This window comes from Thermostichus sp. MS-CIW-34, assembly GCF_054060435.1.
This window is the reverse complement of sequence record NZ_JBSSDE010000019.1, coordinates 26,847-48,377: the sequence shown is the minus strand read 5'-3', so window position 1 is coordinate 48,377 and position 21,531 is coordinate 26,847. Positions and strand designations below refer to the sequence as shown.

The 21,531-nt window shown below is 57.4% G+C and carries 17 protein-coding genes, 1 pseudogene and 1 CRISPR repeat array; of the genes and pseudogenes, 9 read left to right on the top strand and 9 right to left on the bottom strand.

Annotation, left to right across the window (positions count from 1 at the left end; all coding sequences use genetic code 11):
* Nucleotides 1-99: 99 nt before the first annotated feature.
* The 3 genes from ACVWYY_RS08295 (at nt 100) to ACVWYY_RS08285 (ending at nt 3,146) form a co-directional block, all read left to right on the top strand.
* Nucleotides 100-1,467 (top strand): glutamate-5-semialdehyde dehydrogenase, encoded by a 1,368-nt coding sequence (locus ACVWYY_RS08295; protein ID WP_457440209.1) that lies wholly within the window; start codon nt 100-102, stop codon nt 1,465-1,467.
* A 253-nt stretch (nt 1,468-1,720) separates the two neighbouring features.
* Nucleotides 1,721-2,248 (top strand): RNA recognition motif domain-containing protein, encoded by a 528-nt coding sequence (locus tag ACVWYY_RS08290; protein ID WP_011432462.1) that lies wholly within the window; start codon nt 1,721-1,723, stop codon nt 2,246-2,248.
* Nucleotides 2,249-2,339: 91 nt separating this feature from the next.
* Nucleotides 2,340-3,146 (top strand): DsbA family protein, encoded by an 807-nt coding sequence (locus ACVWYY_RS08285; RefSeq protein ID WP_457440207.1) that lies wholly within the window; start codon nt 2,340-2,342, stop codon nt 3,144-3,146.
* Nucleotides 3,147-3,459: 313 nt separating this feature from the next.
* Here the strand turns inward: ACVWYY_RS08285 and ACVWYY_RS08280 are convergent, their stop codons facing one another.
* On the bottom strand, nt 3,460-4,878 hold the full coding sequence (locus tag ACVWYY_RS08280; protein ID WP_414418345.1) for an SPOR domain-containing protein: 1,419 nt from the start codon (nt 4,876-4,878) through the stop codon (nt 3,460-3,462).
* Nucleotides 4,879-4,987: 109 nt separating this feature from the next.
* Nucleotides 4,988-5,416 carry a hypothetical protein gene (locus ACVWYY_RS08275; protein ID WP_414331038.1) on the bottom strand — a complete coding sequence of 143 codons (429 nt, stop codon included), beginning with the start codon at nt 5,414-5,416 and terminating at the stop codon, nt 4,988-4,990.
* A 112-nt stretch (nt 5,417-5,528) separates the two neighbouring features.
* Between ACVWYY_RS08275 and recJ the strand changes: the two genes are divergently transcribed.
* The 5 genes from recJ to tmk all read left to right on the top strand — a co-directional run bounded on the left by recJ (nt 5,529) and on the right by tmk (nt 11,579).
* The gene (gene recJ / locus ACVWYY_RS08270; RefSeq protein ID WP_457440204.1) at nt 5,529-8,219 is read left to right on the top strand and encodes a single-stranded-DNA-specific exonuclease RecJ; all 2,691 of its coding nucleotides are present in this window, start codon (nt 5,529-5,531) and stop codon (nt 8,217-8,219) included.
* Nucleotides 8,209-8,874 carry a metallophosphoesterase family protein gene (locus tag ACVWYY_RS08265; RefSeq protein ID WP_457403843.1) on the top strand — a complete coding sequence of 222 codons (666 nt, stop codon included), beginning with the start codon at nt 8,209-8,211 and terminating at the stop codon, nt 8,872-8,874. Before recJ ends, ACVWYY_RS08265 begins: the two co-directional genes overlap by 11 nt.
* Before the next feature lie 58 nt (nt 8,875-8,932).
* Nucleotides 8,933-9,544 carry an RdgB/HAM1 family non-canonical purine NTP pyrophosphatase gene (gene rdgB / locus ACVWYY_RS08260; RefSeq protein ID WP_414357613.1) on the top strand — a complete coding sequence of 204 codons (612 nt, stop codon included), beginning with the start codon at nt 8,933-8,935 and terminating at the stop codon, nt 9,542-9,544.
* 111 nt (nt 9,545-9,655) lie between these two features.
* A complete protein-coding gene (locus ACVWYY_RS08255) occupies nt 9,656-10,906 on the top strand; it encodes a hypothetical protein (protein ID WP_457403841.1) in 1,251 nt (416 codons plus the stop codon).
* A 22-nt stretch (nt 10,907-10,928) separates the two neighbouring features.
* The gene (tmk, locus tag ACVWYY_RS08250) at nt 10,929-11,579 is read left to right on the top strand and encodes a dTMP kinase (protein WP_414413780.1); all 651 of its coding nucleotides are present in this window, start codon (nt 10,929-10,931) and stop codon (nt 11,577-11,579) included.
* Between the two features lie 43 nt (nt 11,580-11,622).
* Here tmk and ACVWYY_RS08245 read toward each other — a convergent pair.
* Nucleotides 11,623-11,806, bottom strand: a pseudogene (locus ACVWYY_RS08245) (hypothetical protein); the annotation flags it as partial.
* A gap of 249 nt (nt 11,807-12,055) precedes the next feature.
* Here ACVWYY_RS08245 and ACVWYY_RS08240 point away from each other — a divergent pair.
* On the top strand, nt 12,056-13,081 hold the full coding sequence (locus ACVWYY_RS08240; protein WP_457403840.1) for a CHAD domain-containing protein: 1,026 nt from the start codon (nt 12,056-12,058) through the stop codon (nt 13,079-13,081).
* A gap of 72 nt (nt 13,082-13,153) precedes the next feature.
* A CRISPR array of direct repeats spans nt 13,154-16,637; the repeat unit is 36 nt; unit sequence GTTTCCAATTTCTAGGGATCCCCCCGAAGGGGGAAC.
* A gap of 251 nt (nt 16,638-16,888) precedes the next feature.
* Here the strand turns inward: ACVWYY_RS08240 and cas2 are convergent.
* Genes cas2 through ACVWYY_RS08210 form a run of 6 tightly spaced genes read right to left on the bottom strand, consistent with a single transcriptional unit; the run spans nt 16,889 to nt 21,521 of the window.
* The gene (cas2, locus tag ACVWYY_RS08235; protein WP_414389456.1) at nt 16,889-17,167 is read right to left on the bottom strand and encodes a CRISPR-associated endonuclease Cas2; all 279 of its coding nucleotides are present in this window, start codon (nt 17,165-17,167) and stop codon (nt 16,889-16,891) included.
* A complete protein-coding gene (gene cas1 / locus ACVWYY_RS08230) occupies nt 17,167-18,156 on the bottom strand; it encodes a CRISPR-associated endonuclease Cas1 (RefSeq protein WP_457403839.1) in 990 nt (329 codons plus the stop codon). Before cas1 ends, cas2 begins: the two co-directional genes overlap by 1 nt.
* Nucleotides 18,156-18,455 carry a CRISPR-associated protein Csx18 gene (gene csx18 / locus ACVWYY_RS08225; protein WP_099812781.1) on the bottom strand — a complete coding sequence of 100 codons (300 nt, stop codon included), beginning with the start codon at nt 18,453-18,455 and terminating at the stop codon, nt 18,156-18,158. The genes cas1 and csx18 overlap by 1 nt, the downstream gene beginning before the upstream one ends.
* A 32-nt stretch (nt 18,456-18,487) precedes the next feature.
* Nucleotides 18,488-20,458: an RAMP superfamily CRISPR-associated protein gene (locus ACVWYY_RS08220; protein WP_457403838.1), complete on the bottom strand. Its 1,971-nt coding sequence runs from the start codon at nt 20,456-20,458 to the stop codon at nt 18,488-18,490.
* A 29-nt stretch (nt 20,459-20,487) separates the two neighbouring features.
* Nucleotides 20,488-21,129 (bottom strand): Uma2 family endonuclease, encoded by a 642-nt coding sequence (locus ACVWYY_RS08215; protein ID WP_457403836.1) that lies wholly within the window; start codon nt 21,127-21,129, stop codon nt 20,488-20,490.
* Complete coding sequence (locus tag ACVWYY_RS08210) at nt 21,129-21,521, bottom strand: hypothetical protein (protein ID WP_414357349.1); 393 nt, start codon at nt 21,519-21,521, stop codon at nt 21,129-21,131. The genes ACVWYY_RS08215 and ACVWYY_RS08210 overlap by 1 nt, the downstream gene beginning before the upstream one ends.
* Between the last annotated feature and the right edge of the window lie 10 nt (nt 21,522-21,531).

The window sequence follows — 21,531 nt, the reverse complement described above, 5'->3', positions numbered from 1 at the left end:
CGGGGGTGCTTCTAGGATCACAGTTCAACACAACTTTGTTACAACCTATCATCGCAACCCTTTTCTTCCAGATGGGCACTTTGCCCCCTTTCTGACCCTATGTCCCTCGCCACCGATTGCCCCAGCTCGCTTGCATCTGCCTCAGAGCGCCCGCTGCTGTCCCAAGTGCAGTTGGCCCGCGCTGCTGCCCAACACACGGCCACCTTGCCCACGGCTATTAAGAATGCCGCTCTGGAGGCCATGGCCACTGCCTTGGTGGAGCACCAAGAGTCTATCTTGGCCGCCAACCGGGCGGATTTGGAGCGGGCAGCAGAGATGGTGAAAGCCGGGGAGTTGTCGGCATCTGCCTATGCTCGCCTGAAGCTGGACGCCCACAAACTGGCAGATATGGTGGCCGGAGTGCGGCAGGTGATCCGGCTGGGGGATCCGGTGGGCCGAGCTTTGCTGATCCGGGAACTGGACGAGGGGCTGATCTTGGAACGGCGCACCTACCCTTTGGGGGTGCTGGGGGTAATCTTCGAGTCGCGGCCCGATGCTTTGGTGCAAATTGCCGCCCTGGCGGTGAAAACCGGCAATAGCGTCTTGCTCAAGGGGGGATCCGAAGCTTTGCTCTCCTGTCAGGCGTTGATGGCGGCCATTCAGGCGGGCCTGCAACAGATCCCGGAGTTCCCCCAGGGATCCCTGCAGTTGCTCACCAGCCGCGCCGAGGTCAAGGCCCTACTGCAACTGGAGGGGCTGGTAGACCTGATCATCCCCCGCGGCTCCAGCAGCTTTGTCCGCTACATCCTGGAGAATACCCGCATCCCGGTATTGGGCCATGCCGATGGCCTGTGTCACCTGTACGTGGATCGGGCAGCGAACGTGGACATGGCAATCAAGCTGACGGTGGACAGCAAAACCCAGTACCCCGCTGCCTGCAATGCCATCGAGACTCTGCTGGTTCACGAGGCCATAGCCCCCCACTTTTTGCCTCTGGCGGTCAAGGCCCTGCGGGAGAGGGGGGTGGAATTGCGGGGGGATCCCCTCTGCCGCGAGCTGGTGCCCGATCTGATCCCGGCCACCGAGGACGACTGGAGCACCGAGTATGCCGATTTGATCCTCTCTATTAAAGTGGTGGGCTCCCTTGACGAGGCCATTGCCCACATCCAGCAGTACGGATCCCGCCATACCGAAGCGATTGTAACCGAGGATGCCGCTGCTGCCCGGCGATTTCTGGATGAAGTAGATGCAGCGGGGGTCTTTCACAACGCTTCCACCCGCTTTGCCGACGGGTTTCGCTACGGCTTTGGGGCAGAAGTGGGCATCAGCACCCAAAAACTGCCGCCGCGCGGGCCGGTGGGCTTAGAAGGCTTGGTGACCTACCGCTACCAACTGCGAGGGCAAGGACATCTTGTAGCCGACTACACAGGCCCCCAGGCGCGACCTTTTCAACATCGGGATCGCCTGAACAACACCGGCTTAGCTTAGCTGCAAAAGCCGGCTGTACAAACCGGCTGTACAAAGCAGTCGTTCACAAAAACCGTTCTCCTCGTCTTCGCGGCTCCAGGTTGAGGTAAATTAAAAAATAGCTTCGTGATTGCCAAGGGTTGCGCTTTGCGGCGCGCTATGGTGTGACAATGGACTACCGGGTTCCGGGTTTGATGTTATGGGCTTGAGCGCCCTAGATGTAGCGCTTTGCATTTTGGCCTTTTGTTATTTCGATTAGGAGCTTCGCTGGATCATGCCTGTGCGTCTGTATGTTGGAAATCTGCCGGAAGAGGTGGATCGTCAGGCACTGGAGAAGCTCTTTCGCTCTGCCGGTGAGGTCATTTCCACCAAGGTGATCCGGGATCGGAAGACAGGCAAATGCCGCGGCTTCGGCTTTGTAACGGTGAACACCGAAGAGCAGGCGCAGCAGTACATTGAAAAGTTCAACGGCCACAGCTTTGGGGATGTCAACTTGCGCATTGAGCTCGCCCAGCCGCGCGACCGAGGGGAAGAAGGCGAATCCAAAACAGCGACCTCTGAGCCTTCATCCAAAGAGTCCAGAGGTTCCAAAGATTCCAGAGCGTCCAGAGATTCTGAGGCCAAGGGCTCTAAAGAGTCGGCAGAAAACCCTGCCCCCAGCAAAAAGCAACGCCAGCGGGGCAATAAGGGTGGGCGCTCCACCGTCGTCGCCGAAAGTGAGGCAGCCTCTGAGCCGGATCCCCGCTGGGCCAGCCAGTTGCAGCGGATCAAGGAGCAGCTTCTGCAGGTCACCAATTCCTAACCCCCCCGAACGAGTGATAGACACTGTTGGGATCTGACGGTAGGCTGGGTGAGTTGCGACGGCTCTAGGCATGTTTGAGAGGGGGGTTGGGATGCATAGGCTGGTGAGGATTTTTCGCGCTTGGGGGCGGAGCTTGGCCCGGGCTGGACTTTTGTTCGGGCTGACGGTTCTGCTGGGAGTGGGAAGTGGAGCTCCGGTTTTCCTACCAGCGGCGGCGGCTGCCCCGGCAGATTTGGAAGAGCAGGTGCTGCAGATCATTCGAAAGAACCCCCAGGTGATTCTGGAGGCCGTACAGGAATACCAGCAGCGACAGTACCAAGAGCAGCAGCAACAACAGCAGCGGCTGGCAGAAGAATTTGGCCGTCAACTGCGGGAGAACCCACGCGCCGTCATCGGAGATTCCCCTCGACTGGGATCCGACGCTCTGCGGTTAGTGTTGGTGGAGTTCTCCGATTTTCAATGCCCCTTCTGCGCCCGCGCCCACAGCACCCTCAAGCAGTTCATGGCCGACCACGGGGATGAGGTGACCTTGGTGTACAAGCACCTGCCCCTGACCAGCATCCACCCAGAAGCGATGTCGGCTGCCCGGGCTGCTTGGGCCGCCCAACGTCAAGGTAAGTTCTGGGAGTTTCACGACGAGCTGTTTGCCAACCAATCCCAGCTTGGGGATGGGTTTTATGTGGCCACTGCTGAGAAGCTGGGCTTGAATGTAGAAAAATTCAATCGGGATCGGCGCAGTCGGGCGGCAGAGCGCGCCATTCAGCGAGATATCGACCTGGCCTCTCAACTGGGCATCGGTGGCACTCCCCATTTCATCTTGAACGGCATTGCCTTCTCCGGTGCGCAGCCGCTGGAGGTGTTTGAGCAGACGCTGCAGCAGGCTAAGCAAGCCCTCTAGGAAAAATGCTCCGCACTGCTATTGAAACAGGTGGTGTATTGCAAACAGGTGGTGCAACGGCTGGCCTCTCCTTCTTACCAGCCTCGCCCAGTTGCCCAAACGCTCCGTCCTTGAGGAGGGCTTTACGGTAGGCTCAGGGCAGTGGCAGGGTAGTCAACCGCTCTATTCGCCCAAGCGGGCTGTAGGCTTTGACAAGCCAGTAGGGTGGGGAGTATGTCAAAAGCAGAAACTCACCCAAGTCGCCATTTGGGCCGAATGGGGATCCCCAACGGCAGGGAAGGAGGAGAGCGTTTATGGCGGAAGTGGCTCTTGGCTACTCCACGGGCAGGATGCGGGCATCGAACCCTGCTTCGGCCAGAGAGCGCCGCGCCTGTTCGGCGTTGGCCCGTTGCCGGTAGGTGCCCACCTGAATCACTGAGCCCCGCAGGAAGGCATCAGGGGCAAACTGTTGCAGCTTGGGTAGGGCCTCTTCCCCAGCCGGCACCACCACCCAAAATCCGCTGCCACCTTCTTCCCCAGGAGGAACAGCCTGGGCAGGCGAGGAGGAGACGGGATCCGCTTGCAAAAGAGGCTGAGAGCGGCGCAGATCGGCGGGGAAGATCCCCGCTTCATAGCCTTGGCCGGCCAAGTAACGCACCTGCTCGGCGGCAGCAGCAGGGTCGGCAAACCCACCCGTGCGCACCACCCGCAGGTCATCGTAGATCAAGGGCAGGGATCCCTCTAGGAGTTGTTTTAGCGCAGGCCATTTCTCCCCGGTGGGATCGGCCACCAACACCCAATAGCGCTCTCCTTGTGCTGGGTTGGAGATGGGATCCTGGCCCGCATTTTCTCCTACCAGCGACACCGCCACTGCCGGTAACCCCTGAGCGGTTAGCCAGCGGGCTTGATCCTGGGCCAACGACAGGCGGGAGAAGGTTCCCGTTTGCAAAGCAACCTGGCCGCGGTACTGCACCACAGTGGCTCCTGGAAAGAAGCGGCGCACCCGTTCTTCCAAACGGGGATCACCGGTGGGGTTGGGCACGTGGGTGGCAAAGGGACGCTGGGGATCCAAGGGCGGAGCGGTTGGCGTCGGCGGCACAGAGGCTTTTGAGCTGGCAGCAGGGCGGCTGGGTGCTGCTTGGGCAGGAAAAGCAGGGGGCAGAGGGGGATCCGTCTCTTGGCGGCTCACCACCCGCACCGATAACCCCAGCCGTTCCAAGTCGGCCTGACGGCGTTGAGCATGGCTACGGTTGATGAACGTCCCCGCCAGAATGAAAACCTGCCCATCCCCTTGCACAAAATAGGCATCCGGCACCTGGGTGCGCACCTGAGCCAACTCCGCCGCCCCATCCGCCAGTACATGCACTTGGTAACGGGTCAGGGCCAAAGCAGCCGGCAGGACGTTCCCATTAACGGCGTGGAGCACAAGGGCAAAGGCCGCCAGGGATCCGGCAAAGAGGGCCGGTTGCGCTGGCAACAGGAGTGCGGAGCACTTTGGCCAGCCGTAGTCCTTACGGGCGTTGCACATGGGATCCATCTCCTCTGGCGGGATTGGCGGCAACTCAAACCTCTGCATCCGGGATGGAGTCTTTGCCTGGGCCTGCGGGGATCCCCCACAGTGCCAGAGCTCGCAGTTCACCCCCTTGCGGGAAGGACAACTCAAAGCTAGCGTAAGCCGAAGTTTGGGCAAGGCTGTGCCAGGGATGGGCTTGCAGATGCCGCCCACCACCGATAGAATGCTCCGCACTGCCACCGCAAAGATGCAGCCCAGTTGGGTTCACGGGAGAAACACAGATCTAGTGCATCTCCAGTATAGACAGGCTGGCAAGACTCTATCGCTATGGCTTGTCGGGGAGTTTGTTTCAGAGGCGACGGCGGCGGGATGGAGTCCTCGCCACAAGGGTGCGGGATCCCCCCAGGGCAAAGCGGATGATCTCCGTCTTGTACTGCTGCGAGCCCTCTGTGTAGCGGGCAAGCTGAATGGCAGATCCCTGGCCGGAAGGAAGCAAGAACCGTTCGCGACAGTGGTGGGCAGCACTCTCTGGAGTTTCCGCTTCGAGGGCAATGAAAAACCGCAGACGCAGCAGCACTTCCAACTTGGACAAGTGCTCGGTTTGCTCTGGCACCAAGCGGCCTAACGAGATTTGTAGGCGCGGCCTGCGTCGCCGAGATCCGGGGCGGCCCCAAAGCTGCTGGGCCAGTGTCCACAGAGAGGTCTGCTCAGAGGACTTGACCAACAGCTTTAAGCCTGTCAGCGGGTTAAGACCATAGGTAAGCAGCAGAGAATACATCGGCGGCAGGAAAGATTCAGAGGAGCGTTTTGAGCTAACGTCAAAAGGATACCCTATAGGCCAACTGTAGCACTGCCTACCCTCTATCCCCATCCAAGCCCCGCCCTTCCCTATGGCCGGGATCCCTGCTCAACGCTGGCTGTTTCATCCTGTGGACAAGTTGGCTGCCCAGAGCTTGGCCGAGGCAGTGGGGATCTCGCCCATATTGGCTCAGATCTTACTCAATCGCGGGCTCTCCAGCCCTGCTGCCGTGCGGCAGTACCTGCAGCCGGATCCCGCCCACCTGCCTCCACCCAGCCAGGATTTTGCCGATTTGCCCCTGGCGGTGGACTTGCTGGACGAGGCGATTCGCCGACAAGAGCCCATCGCCATTTGCGGCGACTACGATGCCGACGGCATGACCAGCACGGCCCTGCTGTTGAGGGCTTTGCGGGGCACTCCTTCCGGTTGCGGAGCACCCGTGCATTACCGCATCCCCAGCCGCATGACCGAGGGCTATGGCCTCAACAGCCGCATGGTACAAGAGCTGCACCGAGAGGGGGTGCGCCTCATTCTCACGGTGGACAACGGCATCTCCGCCCACGAGCCCATCCAACTGGCCAAAGCTCTAGGCTTGACAGTGATCGTGACGGATCACCACGACTTGCCGCCCCAGTTGCCCCCTGCCGATGCCATCCTCAATCCCAAGCAGCTCCCCGTTTCTTCTCCCTATCGGGGGATGGCCGGGGTGGGAGTTGCCTACCTCCTGGCCCAAGCGCTGGCCGAGCGCCGTGGTGATGGCCATCTGCAGCGGGTGGCCCTGGAACTGTTTACTGTGGGCACCATTGCCGATCTGGCGCCGCTGACGGGGGTTAACCGCCTTTGGGTGCGGCAGGGGCTGCACCTCTTGCCCACCTCCCAGGTGGCAGGGATCCGCGCCCTTCTGCAGGTGATGGGCATGCAGGGATCCCTGGAGGGGTTGCGGCCTGAGTGGATTGGGTTTGGCCTGGGGCCGCGCATCAATGCCGTTGGGCGAATTGGCCGGGCGAGAATGGGGATCCAGTTGCTGACCACCGACGATCCCCAGCAGGCAGAGAAACTGGCCCGCCGCTGCGAACGGCTCAACCAGGTACGACAGCAGATGTGCGGGCGCATCGAGGCAGAAGCCCTCGAGCAAATTGCCCAGCAAGGCCGAGATCTGCAACAGGAGCGGGTGTTAACAATTTTGGGATCCCCTCAGCAGAAATGGCATAAAGGGGTGATCGGCATTGTGGCCTCGCGGTTGGCAGAGCGTTTTGGCTGTCCGGTGTTCATCGGCAGCCAGTCGCGGCAAGGGGAGATCAGTGGCTCGGCGCGGCAGGGGATCCCCGAGTTTGACGTGTTTCAGGCGTTGGAGTTTTGCAAGGATCTGTTCACCAAGCACGGCGGCCACCCGGCTGCCGGGGGATTTAGCCTGAGAGCAGAAGACTGGCCTTTTTTTGAAGAACGATTGCGGCAGTTTGCCCAACAGCAGTTGCAGCCGGAGCAGATCCAGCCGCTGGTGCAAATCGATGCCGAAGTGTCGCTGTCAGATCTCACCCTTGACCTTTATCGAGAGCTGCAGCATCTGCAGCCCTGTGGTATCGGCAACCCTGAGCCGGTCTTCTACAGCCGCAACCTGCAGGTTCTGCAACAGCAGCGATTTGGCCCAGTTCCCGGCCACCTGAAGCTGCTGCTCCGGGATCCTGCTCTCCCTACGCAACGCTCCCATGGGTTACGTGCTACTCGGACGGAGTCCTCTTGTCCGGGCAGGAGCGACTCAGCTGTCAAAACCTCCAGTTACGACACTGATGGGTTATCGCTGGGCAACGCTTTGGGCAACACTTTGGCGAACGGGTCAGCAGTGGGGAGCACAAACCCGAGGCCACAGCGCCCCCTCTGGGCCATCCGTTGGCGGGGAGCGGAAACCCATCCGCTGCCAGAGCGAGTTGATGTAGCCTACACCCTCAAGGCCAAAACATGGCAGGGAGAAACCCAACTGGAGCTGGAAATTCTCGGGATCCAACCTGCCCAAGAGGCTGCCACTGCCGGCAACCCCCCTCTCGAGAAAACAGCGCCCCGCACCCCTGATGGGAGCAAGTCTCCCATCTCCCCCGCCTCTCTGGATGCCACTCCTCCCATGCCCAACTCCAAGCCCTCGACTGGCTCCCAGAGGGGGACAGAGCCCTCACCTCTGTTGATCTGGCGCCCCACCCCCCAGCCCACCCAGCTTTTGCGTTGGCAAGCTGTAGACCGATTTTCTGTCCTCTGGCCTCAGGCGCAGGGAACCATCCTGTTCTACGGCTTCCGCCGCCCTTGGCTTGACTTGTCTTCAAGGCCTACGGCCCGCTATCGCGAACGGCGGTACCTGACTCTCCACTATGACCGTCCCCAAGCCGGCCACCGCTATGATCAACTCTGGTTGTGGAGCTGGCCCCCTTCTCTGGATCACCTCAAGTGGCTGCTCTGTTGCACCCCCAGCAGCGAGCTGTTGATTGCCGTCCATCAGCAAGCGGTGCCCCTGCCCTCCGCTGCCAGCTTGCAACGCCAGCTCCGCCAATACCTGCAAACCCACAGCCAGGTGGATCTGCTGCGCTTGGCCCAGCAGTGGTGGCTGTCTCCGGCAGTGTTGGTGGCAGGATTACGCTCTCTGGGGTATGCCTGCCCGGATTTTGGCCCCACGGGATCCCTCGACGAAGAACTGGAAGCCCAGCAAGCTTGGTACAGCAGCTCCTGGCAGCAGGTTGCCGCCCTGCTTCAGGGATCCCACCTGGATTCTTCTGCGGCTGATTCTCATGGGGATTAAGCTGCTGCTCGGCTCCGACTACCACGGCAGCCCTCGGCTGATCCGGCAGGCCCTTGCCCATCTGCCGGAGGTGGATGCTTACATCAACTGCGGGGATTTCTGTTCCAAGGCCGGCAAACCTTCCCGCAAGGCCACCCAGGGCTTTCATCCGGCAGCCCAAGCAGAGGTGGTTCATCTGCGATCTTTCTTGGCGGCGGTGGAGAGCCTGGGCAAGCCCTGGCTCTTTTTACCTGGCAACCACGATCCAGCAGCTTCGGTTTTGAATTCGCTGGTTGGCTGTTGGGGGCGGGCCATCACCCAGTCCTGCTGCTTTGAGTGGCTGGGGTTACAGGTTTTGGCTGTACCCTGGACTCCCCCCTGTGGTTGGAGCTGGTCTCTGACCTCTGCCCATTTGCAGGAGCTGCTCACCCTCTACAGTCAACCCCCCCGGCCCATTGACCTGCTGCTGACCCATGCTCCGCCGCGAGGCTTTTTGGATGAAGGCGGGAAGTGGTATCACCGTCGCACACCCACCTTGCGCCCCCTTTTGGAACAGGTGCAGCCCCGCTACTACATCTGCGGACACATGCACTGGGATGGGGGCAAGGTAGAGCGATGGGGATCCACCCTGGTGATCAACACAGCCCTGCACAACATGGTTCTCGAGATCCATTAGGCAGGAAGCCCTTGGACAGCCTTCCGCCTCCTCAGATTTCCACTCGTAGGAACCTTCCATGACCCGTCCTTTGATCTTGGCCAGCAGTAGCCCCGGCAAATGGCGCGAGTTCAATGCCTTTTTCCAGGCCCATGCCCCTGCTTGGGAGCTGCGCCGCATGCCCTCAGAAATTGAGGTGGAAGAAACCGGCACCACCTTTGCCGAAAATGCCCTTCTCAAAGCCAGAGCCGTGGCCAAGTCTCTGGGGGAGTGGGCCATTGCCGACGATTCCGGCTTAGCGGTAGAAGCCCTTGGCGGTGCCCCTGGGATCCGCTCGGCTCGCTATGCCCCCAACGATGCTGCCCGCATCGAGCGGTTGCTCAGGGAAATGGAAGGGATCCCAAATCGCCGGGCCACCTTTCACTGCGCCATCGCCCTGGTGGATCCCCAAGGTGTAGTGCATGCCCTGGTGGAAGGGGTATGCTCAGGAGAGATCTTGACCCAGCCGCGGGGAGAGGGGGGGTTTGGCTATGACCCCCTGTTTTGGGTGCCCGAAGTGGGGCTAACCTTTGCCGAGATGAGCCCAGCTCAAAAAGAGGCCATCGGCCACCGAGGGCGAGCCTTGCGCGCCTTGAAAGCGCAGCTGCCTCTCCTGGAGAAGCGTATGGGCTGGCTTGGATCCCAGGAATAGCATCCGATGTCCTGGCTGGGGAGCTGCTAGGATACAGTAGTTGCTTCCCTTCGGGGGAGTGAAATTGAAAGCCGTCTTGCCTTGGCAGCTGAGGGGAGCGCTCGAAGAACTATGGGTTTTTCTGAGTTTGAGGATCAAGATCCCATTGCAGCAGCGGAACGGACTGCTGCCCCCGATCCCAGCCGCCATTCCCCGGATTCTGCCGGTGAGGAAGCCGCGGTCTCCTCGGTTGCAAACTCTGGTGAAGGAAGGGAGCGGCAAAGTCGTCGTTCCCCACCCCCTTTGCCGGAAGAGGGCTCAACCTTTGCAGGCGCAGAAGATTGGCTGGACGATCGCGGTAGCGGGACGGAGTCCTTGGAGAATGGGCGGGATAGCTACAGGGAGTCCGCGCAAGGGGCCACTTCTCGCCCTTCCAACCGCTCCCCCCAGACTGGCCGAGACGAGGGGTCTCGTGTTGACAGCGAAAAGGGGGGGCAGAAAGCCGCTGCAGGATCCCCTGGAGCCGGTGAGCGTCCTGGGCAAGCCCTGGTTTCCCGCCGTTCTGTCTCCAGCAACCGCGGCTACGACGGATCCGCCCGTTCCTCTGCCTTTCGCGGTAGCGGGACGGAGTCCTTTGCTGGCCGCTCGCGTAAGCGGGACGGAGTCCTTGGGGAATCCGGCTACCGCAGTGACTACAGCCGTTCCGCGGCTTACGGCTACACCTCCAGCTATGTTGGCGGTGGGGGATATGGCGGTGGTGGGCGAGGCGGCAGCTCCAGCGGGGGGGTCTCCTCCTCCGATCTGACGATCCTGCTGGTGGTGGCCCTGCTGGCCTTCTTCGGGGGATTCGCTATCCGCAACATCTTCGCCGAGTCGGGCGGCTTTGACGATGAGCGCCCCATCCGCGCTGCCAATGTGCCCGCAGCCTTTCGCGATTTTTGCTTTGCCTATAACGGCACTGCCTCCTTTACTGTGGTGCAACTGACCAGCGTTTCTGCTCTGACCATGGCTTCGGTGCCCATCTACAAGATGGATACTTGCACCATCCCCGTCAGCCAAACGGCCAATGCCCTCCAAGCTTTGGGCATCCGCGGCCGGGCCAACACCTTGGGCCCCCAGCTGGGGGGATCCAACCTCACCCTGATCCAGCTCCCCTTGGCCAGCAGCTTGGCGCGCGCCGTGTACAGCCAGTTTCCTGGTTTGGCCGCTCAGGGCAACGAGGCGCAGGTTTTGTCCCAACTGGAAGCCACCATCAACAACGCCCTGCGCTCCAACATCGAAGGGTTAGCCCTGCAAAGCCTGGAGCCCACCAACATCCCCGACGTCTACGTGATGGTGCCGGGGCACTCCTTTAATTTGCAGCCCCAACTCAACCTGCGCTAACCCTCTTGCAGAGGACGACGGTGTGTTCATCACCCTAGAAGGCGGGGAAGGGGTGGGCAAAACCACCCAACAGGCCCTCTTGGTTGAGCGGCTGCGCCAAGAAGGCTACGCTTGCCTGTGTACCCGCGAGCCGGGGGGCACGGCGCTGGGCAAAACGCTGCGGGAGCTGTTGCTGCACGGGGATCCCTTTAGCCCTCTGGCGGAGTTGCTCCTATACGCGGCGGATCGGGCTGAACACGTGAGCAAAGTCATCGCGCCGGCTCTGGCGGCAGGGCAGGTGGTCGTTTGTGACCGCTTTACCGATTCCACCTTGGCCTATCAAGGCTATGGCCGGGGCATAGATCTGGATCTGATCCGGCAGCTCAACCGATGGGTCACCGACGGGCTACAGCCGGATCTCACCCTGTGGCTGGATCTGCCCCCCGAGGTGGGGCTAGAACGAGCTCGCTCTCGTTCTTCTGGCGCAGTTGAGCTAGCGGTGCAGAGCACTAACGAGCAAGAAGGCCTAGAGTTCCACCGGCGGGTTTACTGCGGATTCGAAACCCTGGCCGCCGCAGAACCCCAGCGGATTGTCCGCGTTTCGGCCCAGGGATCCCCGGCAGAGGTGGCTGCCCGCCTCTGGTCAGTGGTCGAACCCCGCCTACCACTTGCGACAGCAGGCCGGGAGCCCTAGACTGATACATTTACGCTGAACATTGCTGAACATCACTGTTCAACTATGCAGCGATAGCATTCTGTTTGTTTCCAACCAGAATGGCGGTATCCCGCAAAGCTTTGAGTAGAATACCCAAAGCGCAGTTTCCGTGTCGTCTTACTACCAATTTTCTGCTTTGCTTTGGCTACCATGTTGGCAGACTCGAAAGTAAACAGAAAGATCAACTGGTAGTAATCCGTACTGAACATATTATACATTATTTTCAGTATAGTTGAGCTTATTATTGACTAGAGTCATGCTCTGTTCCGCTGACGGGAATGGCGCGACAGGCCAAAGCTCGCGACAGTTTCCCTGGCCACAGCCTGCTCGGTTTACCAAGGTTAAGATTAGGTTAAAAGGGAAGAGGCGGGGGTAACCTCAAGCTAGGCTGGATGACCTATGTGAAAAGAGCCTGCTGCCCTCTTGGTTCTCGTTTTGGGTAGAGGAGACTGGCTGTGGACGCTGTTGCTGCTGAGCTGAAAACCGATCGCGTCAGCGGGACGGAGTCCTTTCGCGTCAGCGGGACGGAGTCCTTTCGCGTCAGCGGGACGGAGTCCTTGCACTTGACCTTGCCCTCATCTGCGCCCTTGCCAACCGTGGCCGCCTGGGCCCACCAGCTGTTGAGCCAGCAATGGCAGCGGCTGCAGAAACACGTAAAGCGAGTTCTGACCCAGCATCCAGAAGCGGCAGAGTCTCTTCACCAAATCCGGGTGACCCTGCGCCGTATTGGCACTTGGGTGCAGGTGTTTCAGGGATCCGTCCGGCTGCCCAAGCCTCTCAAGCCCAAACGCCTGCAAAAGCTGGCCAGTGCTTTGGGCAAACAGCGGGATCTGGACGTGCTGCTGGAAATCCTGCAGGAACCTTGCTGGGAAGGGATCCCGGCAGCCCAGCAGGCAGAACTGGAGAAGCTAAAACAAGATCTGCAGCAACGTCGAACCCAAGCCGAGAAACGCTCCCGCCGCATTCTGGAAGATGCTGACTTCCTGGCGTTTCAAGCTGCCTGCGAGCAGTGGCTGGCTCACCCCCGCTATAAGCCCCAGGCGGAGCTGCCTTTGCCGGAAAGCTTGCCCCACTTGCTGACTCCCCTGCTGGCCCAGTGGCTGCTGCAGCCAGGCTGGCGGATCCCTGCTTTCCCCGCAACGGAAGCCCAGGCTGAGCAACTGCACGAGCTGCGCAAGGCCACCAAACGGCTGCGCTATCAGGTGGAGTTTTTTGCGCCCTTTTACGGGGAAACCATGCAAGATTGGATAGCAACCCTGAAGTGCTTGCAGGATCAACTGGGCCGCTTTAACGATTTGCAGGTTTTGCAAGGCGAGCTGCCTGCAGACTCAGACCTACAAACCCTTCTCCAGGAACAACAAAAACTAGCCCTCCAGGAGTGGCCTGAGCACCAACAGCGCTGCCTGGCCTCTGCCGAGCAGCACCGGCTTTACTCTAATCTTTTCTCTGTTTCCAATTTCTTTCCAACTGGGGATCCCTAGGTTTCCAATTCTATAGATCCCCCCGAAGGAAAAACCCCGCCTTATTGGCGGGGGATTTTTTGTGGCTATAGGGTTTCCAATTTCTAGGGATCCCCCCGAAGGGGGAACCAGAAGACCACGCAAGTGGCCCTGGCCATTGTCCTCGACGTTTCCAATTTCTAGGGATCCCCCCGAAGGGGGAACGTGAAGCATATGCATACGACAGTGTCAAACATATGCTTTGGTAGTTTCCAATTTCTAGGGATCCCCCCGAAGGGGGAACCCTAATCTGTAACTTGATTCTGGAGGTGGAAGCCCAGTTTCCAATTTCTAGGGATCCCCCCGAAGGGGGAACACGATTACCAATCGGCAACTCTCGTCCAGGAATACGATGGTTTCCAATTTCTAGGGATCCCCCCGAAGGGGGAACTAGGTCATCTACTCCACAGAATAGCTCTTTTGTGGTGGAGGTTTCCAATTTCTAGGGATCCCCCCGAAGGGGGAACGGCCGCATCAGATCAAGAGGCCAAGGTCGCCCAGGCCGCCCAAGTTTCCAATTTCTAGGGATCCCCCCGAAGGGGGAACATTTATGGATCCCAGTACTGGGATGTTCAAAGAATGGCCCAGGAAAGTTTCCAATTTCTAGGGATCCCCCCGAAGGGGGAACAGGGGTACCTCTCAAAGGGTACCTGGCAGAAGTCCTGTTTCCAATTTCTAGGGATCCCCCCGAAGGGGGAACAAAGCCATTCGGGGGAGTAGCAAGTTCAACGGCCTGGTTGTTTCCAATTTCTAGGGATCCCCCCGAAGGGGGAACGTAAGGCACAACGTGCCGAGCGCAAACGTCGCCGCTTTAAGTTTCCAATTTCTAGGGATCCCCCCGAAGGGGGAACTCTCATTTCTCGTAGAATCCTAGATTTTAAATCCATCAAAGGTTTCCAATTTCTAGGGATCCCCCCGAAGGGGGAACGAGGAAGGCAGCGTGGAAGTCGACTTCCGGCGGATTCTCAGGTTTCCAATTTCTAGGGATCCCCCCGAAGGGGGAACTAGGTCATCTACTCCACAGAATAGCTCTTTTGTGGTGGAGGTTTCCAATTTCTAGGGATCCCCCCGAAGGGGGAACGGCCGCATCAGATCAAGAGGCCAAGGTCGCCCAGGCCGCCCAAGTTTCCAATTTCTAGGGATCCCCCCGAAGGGGGAACACGCATTAGAGCGTGGGATCATCGAGCCGACTGGTTTCCAATTTCTAGGGATCCCCCCGAAGGGGGAACAGTATAGCGAAGAGCGCTGGTACGACTACGTCGACTGCTCAGTTTCCAATTTCTAGGGATCCCCCCGAAGGGGGAACGCACTAATGTCGTCGTATCGGACGGGCATAACCTTGTCCTGGGTTTCCAATTTCTAGGGATCCCCCCGAAGGGGGAACAGTGATTGGGAGGTAACCCAATGAACCTAGACGACATGTTTCCAATTTCTAGGGATCCCCCCGAAGGGGGAACACTATGAGCTTGGGTGGCTCATAGTGAGGGCGGGGTGTTTCCAATTTCTAGGGATCCCCCCGAAGGGGGAACAATCAACCGATCCCGATGGCTGGATCTGTACGAAGGTTTGTTTCCAATTTCTAGGGATCCCCCCGAAGGGGGAACATCGCTAATATCTCCAAGAGGTACTATTAGTACTAAAGGTGTTTCCAATTTCTAGGGATCCCCCCGAAGGGGGAACATAGAATGTTTTTAATTCTCCCCCTGGCTGGTATCTGCGTTTCCAATTTCTAGGGATCCCCCCGAAGGGGGAACATGCATACAATACCAAACTAATCTGGTTCAAACAAAACCGTTTCCAATTTCTAGGGATCCCCCCGAAGGGGGAACTAGTGCGTGTTTAACCACCTCTACGCTATTTATTGACTTTGGGTTTCCAATTTCTAGGGATCCCCCCGAAGGGGGAACTACTTTACCTGCTTGAACGTCACTTTGCGTGACGACTATACAGTTTCCAATTTCTAGGGATCCCCCCGAAGGGGGAACATACTCATACGGCGAGGCTCTGGCTAAAGCACATAAAATGTTTCCAATTTCTAGGGATCCCCCCGAAGGGGGAACTTCACCACTTTGCTAGCCATAAATACCTCCTTCGGTAGTTTCCAATTTCTAGGGATCCCCCCGAAGGGGGAACGGGCACGTTATTGAGTATACATACGTCCCACACTTACCGTTTCCAATTTCTAGGGATCCCCCCGAAGGGGGAACCCCGTTCAGCTGCAAGGCGTAGCCGAAGGTTATGAATACGTTTCCAATTTCTAGGGATCCCCCCGAAGGGGGAACGAGGGGTACAACTGCACGGGTCGTCCTAGTGTAGTGGTTGTTTCCAATTTCTAGGGATCCCCCCGAAGGGGGAACCCGTATGGTCAGTGAAAGACCGGAAAGCCTACTTAGCGTTTCCAATTTCTAGGGATCCCCCCGAAGGGGGAACAATACCGCCTCGTGAACACGCTAATTCGGCCTATCAAGTTTCCAATTTCTAGGGATCCCCCCGAAGGGGGAACACAAAGTTATAGCTGTAGGCCGGTGGGAACTCCACCGTTTCCAATTTCTAGGGATCCCCCCGAAGGGGGAACTACTGTAGGAACAGCTCTCTTCCTGCTCCCCTTCTGAAGGAGTTTCCAATTTCTAGGGATCCCCCCGAAGGGGGAACACCAGAACTAACTTGGTCACCAGTCATTCTTGCTGGCGTTTCCAATTTCTAGGGATCCCCCCGAAGGGGGAACCGCGAAGTACAGTGTACTCCCTTATACAAACTTTAAAAGTTTCCAATTTCTAGGGATCCCCCCGAAGGGGGAACTCGACCCAAATGCTGCCGAACCTATCGAAATCTACGCTGTTTCCAATTTCTAGGGATCCCCCCGAAGGGGGAACAACATAAACAAACTCTACGGCCAAGTCCGGTGTGCCGTTTCCAATTTCTAGGGATCCCCCCGAAGGGGGAACCAGCCTCTAGAAGGGACTTCACCATCAATGCCATGCTGTGGTTTCCAATTTCTAGGGATCCCCCCGAAGGGGGAACGTGAAGGGTAGTGTGGGGCTACGCACATGACCTAGTTTGTTTCCAATTTCTAGGGATCCCCCCGAAGGGGGAACGGGAGTATTGCAGAGTGTCTCCACGAGTGCATGATCTTGTTTCCAATTTCTAGGGATCCCCCCGAAGGGGGAACTCCAATTAACGCCGAGAAAGTCCGGGAACTCCTAACGTTTCCAATTTCTAGGGATCCCCCCGAAGGGGGAACTATAACTATAATGTCCGCTCAATTTAAGAAAATGTGGTTTCCAATTTCTAGGGATCCCCCCGAAGGGGGAACTACTTAACAACTTCGTCGGTCAGCCTTAACGTTCTCCATGTTTCCAATTTCTAGGGATCCCCCCGAAGGGGGAACTCTTACCTTCGAGTACCGTTATGTACCAAACTTCGGCAAGTTTCCAATTTCTAGGGATCCCCCCGAAGGGGGAACTACATCAACAATACCCGCACCGAACTGTTTAAGGGGGACGTTTCCAATTTCTAGGGATCCCCCCGAAGGGGGAACTCCACCCCTATTAAACCCAAGCAGGGCAAGGAATGCAAGACCCATTTGCGAGGGATCCGGAAAAAAGTCGGCAAAAAGGGTGCTGGCGAGGGGGCTTTGGGGCCGGAAAGCCTTGTGGCGCAAGGCGTCGAGGGATCGGACGAAAGAATCGGCCTTTGCGGCTTTTGGCGGATCGCTCGCGCAGGCGTTGATACCGTTTGAGTGTGCTTTTGGAAACACCGAGTGCTTAAGTAGGAAGAGACTTGCCTGAGCTACACAATGACCGAGCTGGGGGGTGCAGTCAGGGCAGGCCCACCCCAGATTTCCACCTGGGCGAGGGCATAGCTAGTGAGCGGATAGAAGCGGACGCTGTCTTCCTCGGGCTTGATCTTCTTGCGGAGCCGCAGTTTGAGCTCCTCGAACTTGTCTTTGTCGAGGACGCACTCAAACACGCTGTATTGCACGCGCTTGCCGTAGCCTTCTAGCAGGTCGGCAATTTTCTTGCGTCGCTTGTCGCAGGGAGTATCGTAGGTAACAACATAAAGAAACATCAGCGAATCCGGTAGGGCTGGTACAAATCTTGAGGATTATAGACGGATTGCTTAAACTTTTTAACTTGCTGCGTTAGCAGATCCCAGCGGGGTTGATCTCCGTCAGGGGTCTGGATGGATCCCTCCATTCTCTGGAGAAAAGCTTTGAGATACTTCTTTCTGCCAGCATCGCTGAGAAAACAGCCCCCATCTCGATACTCGAAGTCTTCTTGGATATCCATAACACCGCTGTTGACCAGCCACAGTACCAGTGAGTCCACAATAGGCGCTCGGAACTCTTCCAGCAAATCGGAAACCAAAGCAGCATGGCGTTCACTGCTAGCGTGCAAGCAACCCTGATAGGGATCCAAATCTTGCAGCTCAATCAGGGTTAATAGATGGTTCCAGAGCACCATGTAGCCAAAGCTGAGCATGGCATTCACTGGATTGGTGGGCGGCTGTCGGGTGCGCTTGATCAAAACAAATCCTTTTTGTTGTAAGCAATTGCCCAATTCGGGAAAATACAAAGCTGCGCCGATCCCTTCAATGCCTCGCAATTGATCCAGCGAAGTAGCCTGCAGAGCTTGAGCGGCCAAGTGTTCCAGGCTGCGCAGGGTTAGATCCCTGGTTTCGCTGGGGCGCTGCCTAAGTTGTCGCATCAACAGCACGCGGCCATTGAGGAGCTTAGCTCGCACTATTTGGGCTGCTGTTTGCAGTCTCCATGCTTCAGGGAGCGCCTGTTGCCAATGGGCCAGGCGGCGGTAGCCCCTTTCAATGGGAATGAGGCGACCGTAGCAATAGCCGAGCCGGGAGAGGTAGGCAATGGGGATATTGCGCTTCAAGCACTCCCTCACAACATCGGTAGTCACCTGAGAGCGGCCAAAGATTAAAATTTGCTCCAGCAAGGGCAGAGGCATCTCTTGCAAGAGCGACTCGCCCAAATGAACCAGCACAAACTCTTGCCTGAGGCTTAGCCTGCACCCTTGCTGGGAAACATACAAGGTTCGCATTATTGATCATCTCGACGCAGACTCTCTGAGCCTCGCCTTGGCTCTATGGAAGTGCTGGTCTTGGATTGGCGCTCTTCTGGCAAAACCTCCACGTCAATTTCAGGGCTTGACAAAAGATCCATGACCATCTCTGTTAAGCTTCCAGAAAAGAAGCTGGCAATGGCAACCAAAATAGTGTTGGTAATCACGGCTGCCAGGCCCAAGGGAGCAATGAGCAAAATGGCCAGTGTAATCGAGCCATTGATTACGGCTGTAACAAGGTTTCTGAGAACTTTGGCATTGATCTTCTTTTTGGGCATTTTGTTACTCCAAAAATTCTTCGAGATTTCTTCTATCTCAAGGGCCAGATTACTTGAAAATCATCAGCATCTTTCTTGAGCTCCTCAAGATACTTTTTCCTAGGATCTGCCGTTGCCCCAAAAACGGTAACCACTTGGTAATCACCCAAATCGGCAATCCAAACCGGAGAGGGCAGAGCACCTCCCTGTACACCCCCGCACAAGAATTTGTCGTACCGGCCTTCATCTTGTCGGCCTAAGCGATGCAAAGTTGCCAGGGCATAGGGTTTGTTGAAATCTTCCTCGCCGCTGCAGACTACGATCCTGCAGTTGGCATCCACCGCTTGCGGCCATTTATCCCTCTGAACCTGGCCAGCACTTCTTGGGCTATCGGGGTTAATGGCCTGCTTGGTTAGAGTCTTGAGAGCGTCAAAGAAGTTGCCCAGGCGCTTTTGGAAAAGCTTCTGAAACCCGGCCACCGACTCCGCCAGCTTCCAAAAGGCATCCTCCGACCTGGGAATTAGGGTAGAGCCGCGCCACCAGGGAGCCCGCTCCCGGTTCTGGCGGGAGTAGCAGGGTCTTCTAGCTCCTTGACCCACACCTCCCAGATGGAACATCATCCAGGTGAGGTTAGTAAAGAGCTTTTCCACCGCCTCTTGATCTTCCTGGGAAGCATAGTTTTGACACTCGCCAGAAAGACTTAAGATGAGGATCCCTTCTTGTCGGCCTGCGGGTCTATTTCTTCCTTCCCGATTGGGCTCTGGCTCCGGCTGAGAGACTTTGCCATTTAGGAGATCTACATGGATCCAGCCGTGTTTTTGCTTAGGGGTAATGGCGCCAAAAAGTTGCCCTTCCCACTCCTGCACCTGATCGACCGGCAAAACTCCCAGGGCAAAGGTGCGGAACCAATAGCGCAGCATATTCTTAAAGGCTACGGGCCGCACTTCGGCGATGGATCGGTTGTCGTAGCGATTCTTATCGGGCCTCCAGTTGACTACCTGCCGCCCGTGAATGAGTTGGCCTTTTAGCTCAAAGGGCAGGCGCAAGAATTCTCCTTGGCTCTTGTCCAGTGATTTCCCTAAGGGGATCAGCCGACCGTAGCCGGTATTCACCTGGGATCCCACCCCTTGCTCCAGCCCTTGGATCAGCCACTCTTTGACTTGATCCAGCATCTCATCGGTGCAGCCGGGGCCTTTGCGCAGGCCAATTAAAAAAGTGGCTTGCTTGAGAGAAAAGAACAAGTTAGGGTTAGGCGAGTAGTCAAGATTTTTTCCATTCCATTTCCAGATACTATTGGCAATATCTACAGCTAGACCCCCCGTTTTAGAATTATCGGGATCCTCTCGCCGTTGGGGCCGATTGGGTACCGGGTAGGCATCCAAAAAGATAACCTTGCCGGCCCTGTCTTTTTCGTCAGCTTGTAGGTGCCCAAACCAAGGAGCTACGGCTTTGTCTGCTTGCTCCCAAGATAAATTGCGCTCCTGCATCAGCTCTCGAATGGCCTGGGAGCGGGCCACGCCGCACAGGGTGGAGCTGGGAATGTAAGGGATCCCTAAGGGATCGAAAGCGGGGAGCAACATGCTCTCTGGACCCTTGGCCCCACCGACTCGAATTCGCCAGGGACAAGTAACCTGAAAGGTGTCGCTGGCAATGCGTTGGGTGCGCTCATTCAAAACTTTCAGGCGGGCTCCAAGGTTGATCGTTGTTTCCACTTGGTGCGCCAGCTCCGCTTTGGTGCCGTCTTTAGAAGCATCAAGCGGCGCTCGCATCCAGCGCAGATATTCAATAAAGCCAGCGGTGGGATCCGGCCTGGGCGTGGGATCCAAGGAGTGACCCAGCCAAGGCGAGGGCGGAGGATTGTTGCCTCCTCCACCGCGCGGCTGGTTTCCCCCTCCATTGCCTCCTCTAGGAGAATTAGGGCCCCGATTTTCCTGAGGCGGCCGGCGGCTGGGATCCCCTGGCCTGGGGGGACGAGGAAGCGGCTGAGGAGCGTTGCCAGGACGAGTAGGGCGATTGCCAGTCATGGGATCTTCTCCAAAAGTGGGAAACAGCGTTAGGAATTGCCAAGGGTTTGCCGAAATTTGCGCAACATAGCGCTGGTGCCAATTTCTAGGGCGCGTCGAATGAGTTGAGGTACAAGATTGGGGATGTCGAAGTCTGGAAAAAGCCAGCTGCAGCTTGATTCTACGTAGTCTTCTCCCTGCAGAATAAAGATCCGCAAACTTCGCTCACCCAAGATCCAAACTTCCGGCACGCCGATGGCTCTATAGGCCTCGATAAAAGTTCGGGAAGTAACGTCGGACTCAATGGCCAGATCAGGCGGGGGCAATAGATCAACATCAATTCTTCCCTCACACCCTCGCATCTGCTCCAGGTTATTGACATAGAAGCAGGTGTCAGGCTCTACCCCAGCACTGCCAGACTTTTTAAGGGTTGTTGAGCCAAAGTCTTCCCAGTCTCTCCCTTGAGAATCAAGGAGAGCTTTCACAATATCTCCGGCAATGCGGTGAGGGCGCTCATGTTTGGACAAGGGAGACATGATCTCTAACGTGCCGTTGTAATAGGCAATGCGAGTGTGGCGGTCTTCCCCTAACTCTTCCAAGATGCTCTCAAAGTCTTGCCAAGTCAGCGAATGGATGACCACTTGGCTTCCTTCACACAGGGAAATAGACTGGATTGGAACAGCTACACTCATTAGTCCCCCCCGCTAACGTCATGGTAAATGGCTGTAGCCCAGAAGCTGAATTCTTGCGCCAAGGCAAGTCCCAGTCCTGTTAAGCCCAGGTACTCTTCAACTCCCAACCCCATGAGACGATCCAGGCCGTTGGATTTGGCAATTTCGTTTTGACCGGAGATCTTTTCTAGGCAATCGAAAAACTCCTTGACCACCTCTTTTTTGCCCTCTTGGCTAAGGGCGTCTTCTTCGGCCTTGAGGCGCAGCAGGCCCCAAGTAGAAAGATAGGTGTAGAGCTCCACAGCCTGGTTTTTTTGCTCTTTTAGCCTTTCTGGATCCCTGGTTTGCGCTCTGAGCTGGCACAGGGATTCGTAAACGGGCTTGGCCAATGTACGCGGGTCAAAGCTATTCATAAAACCTCCC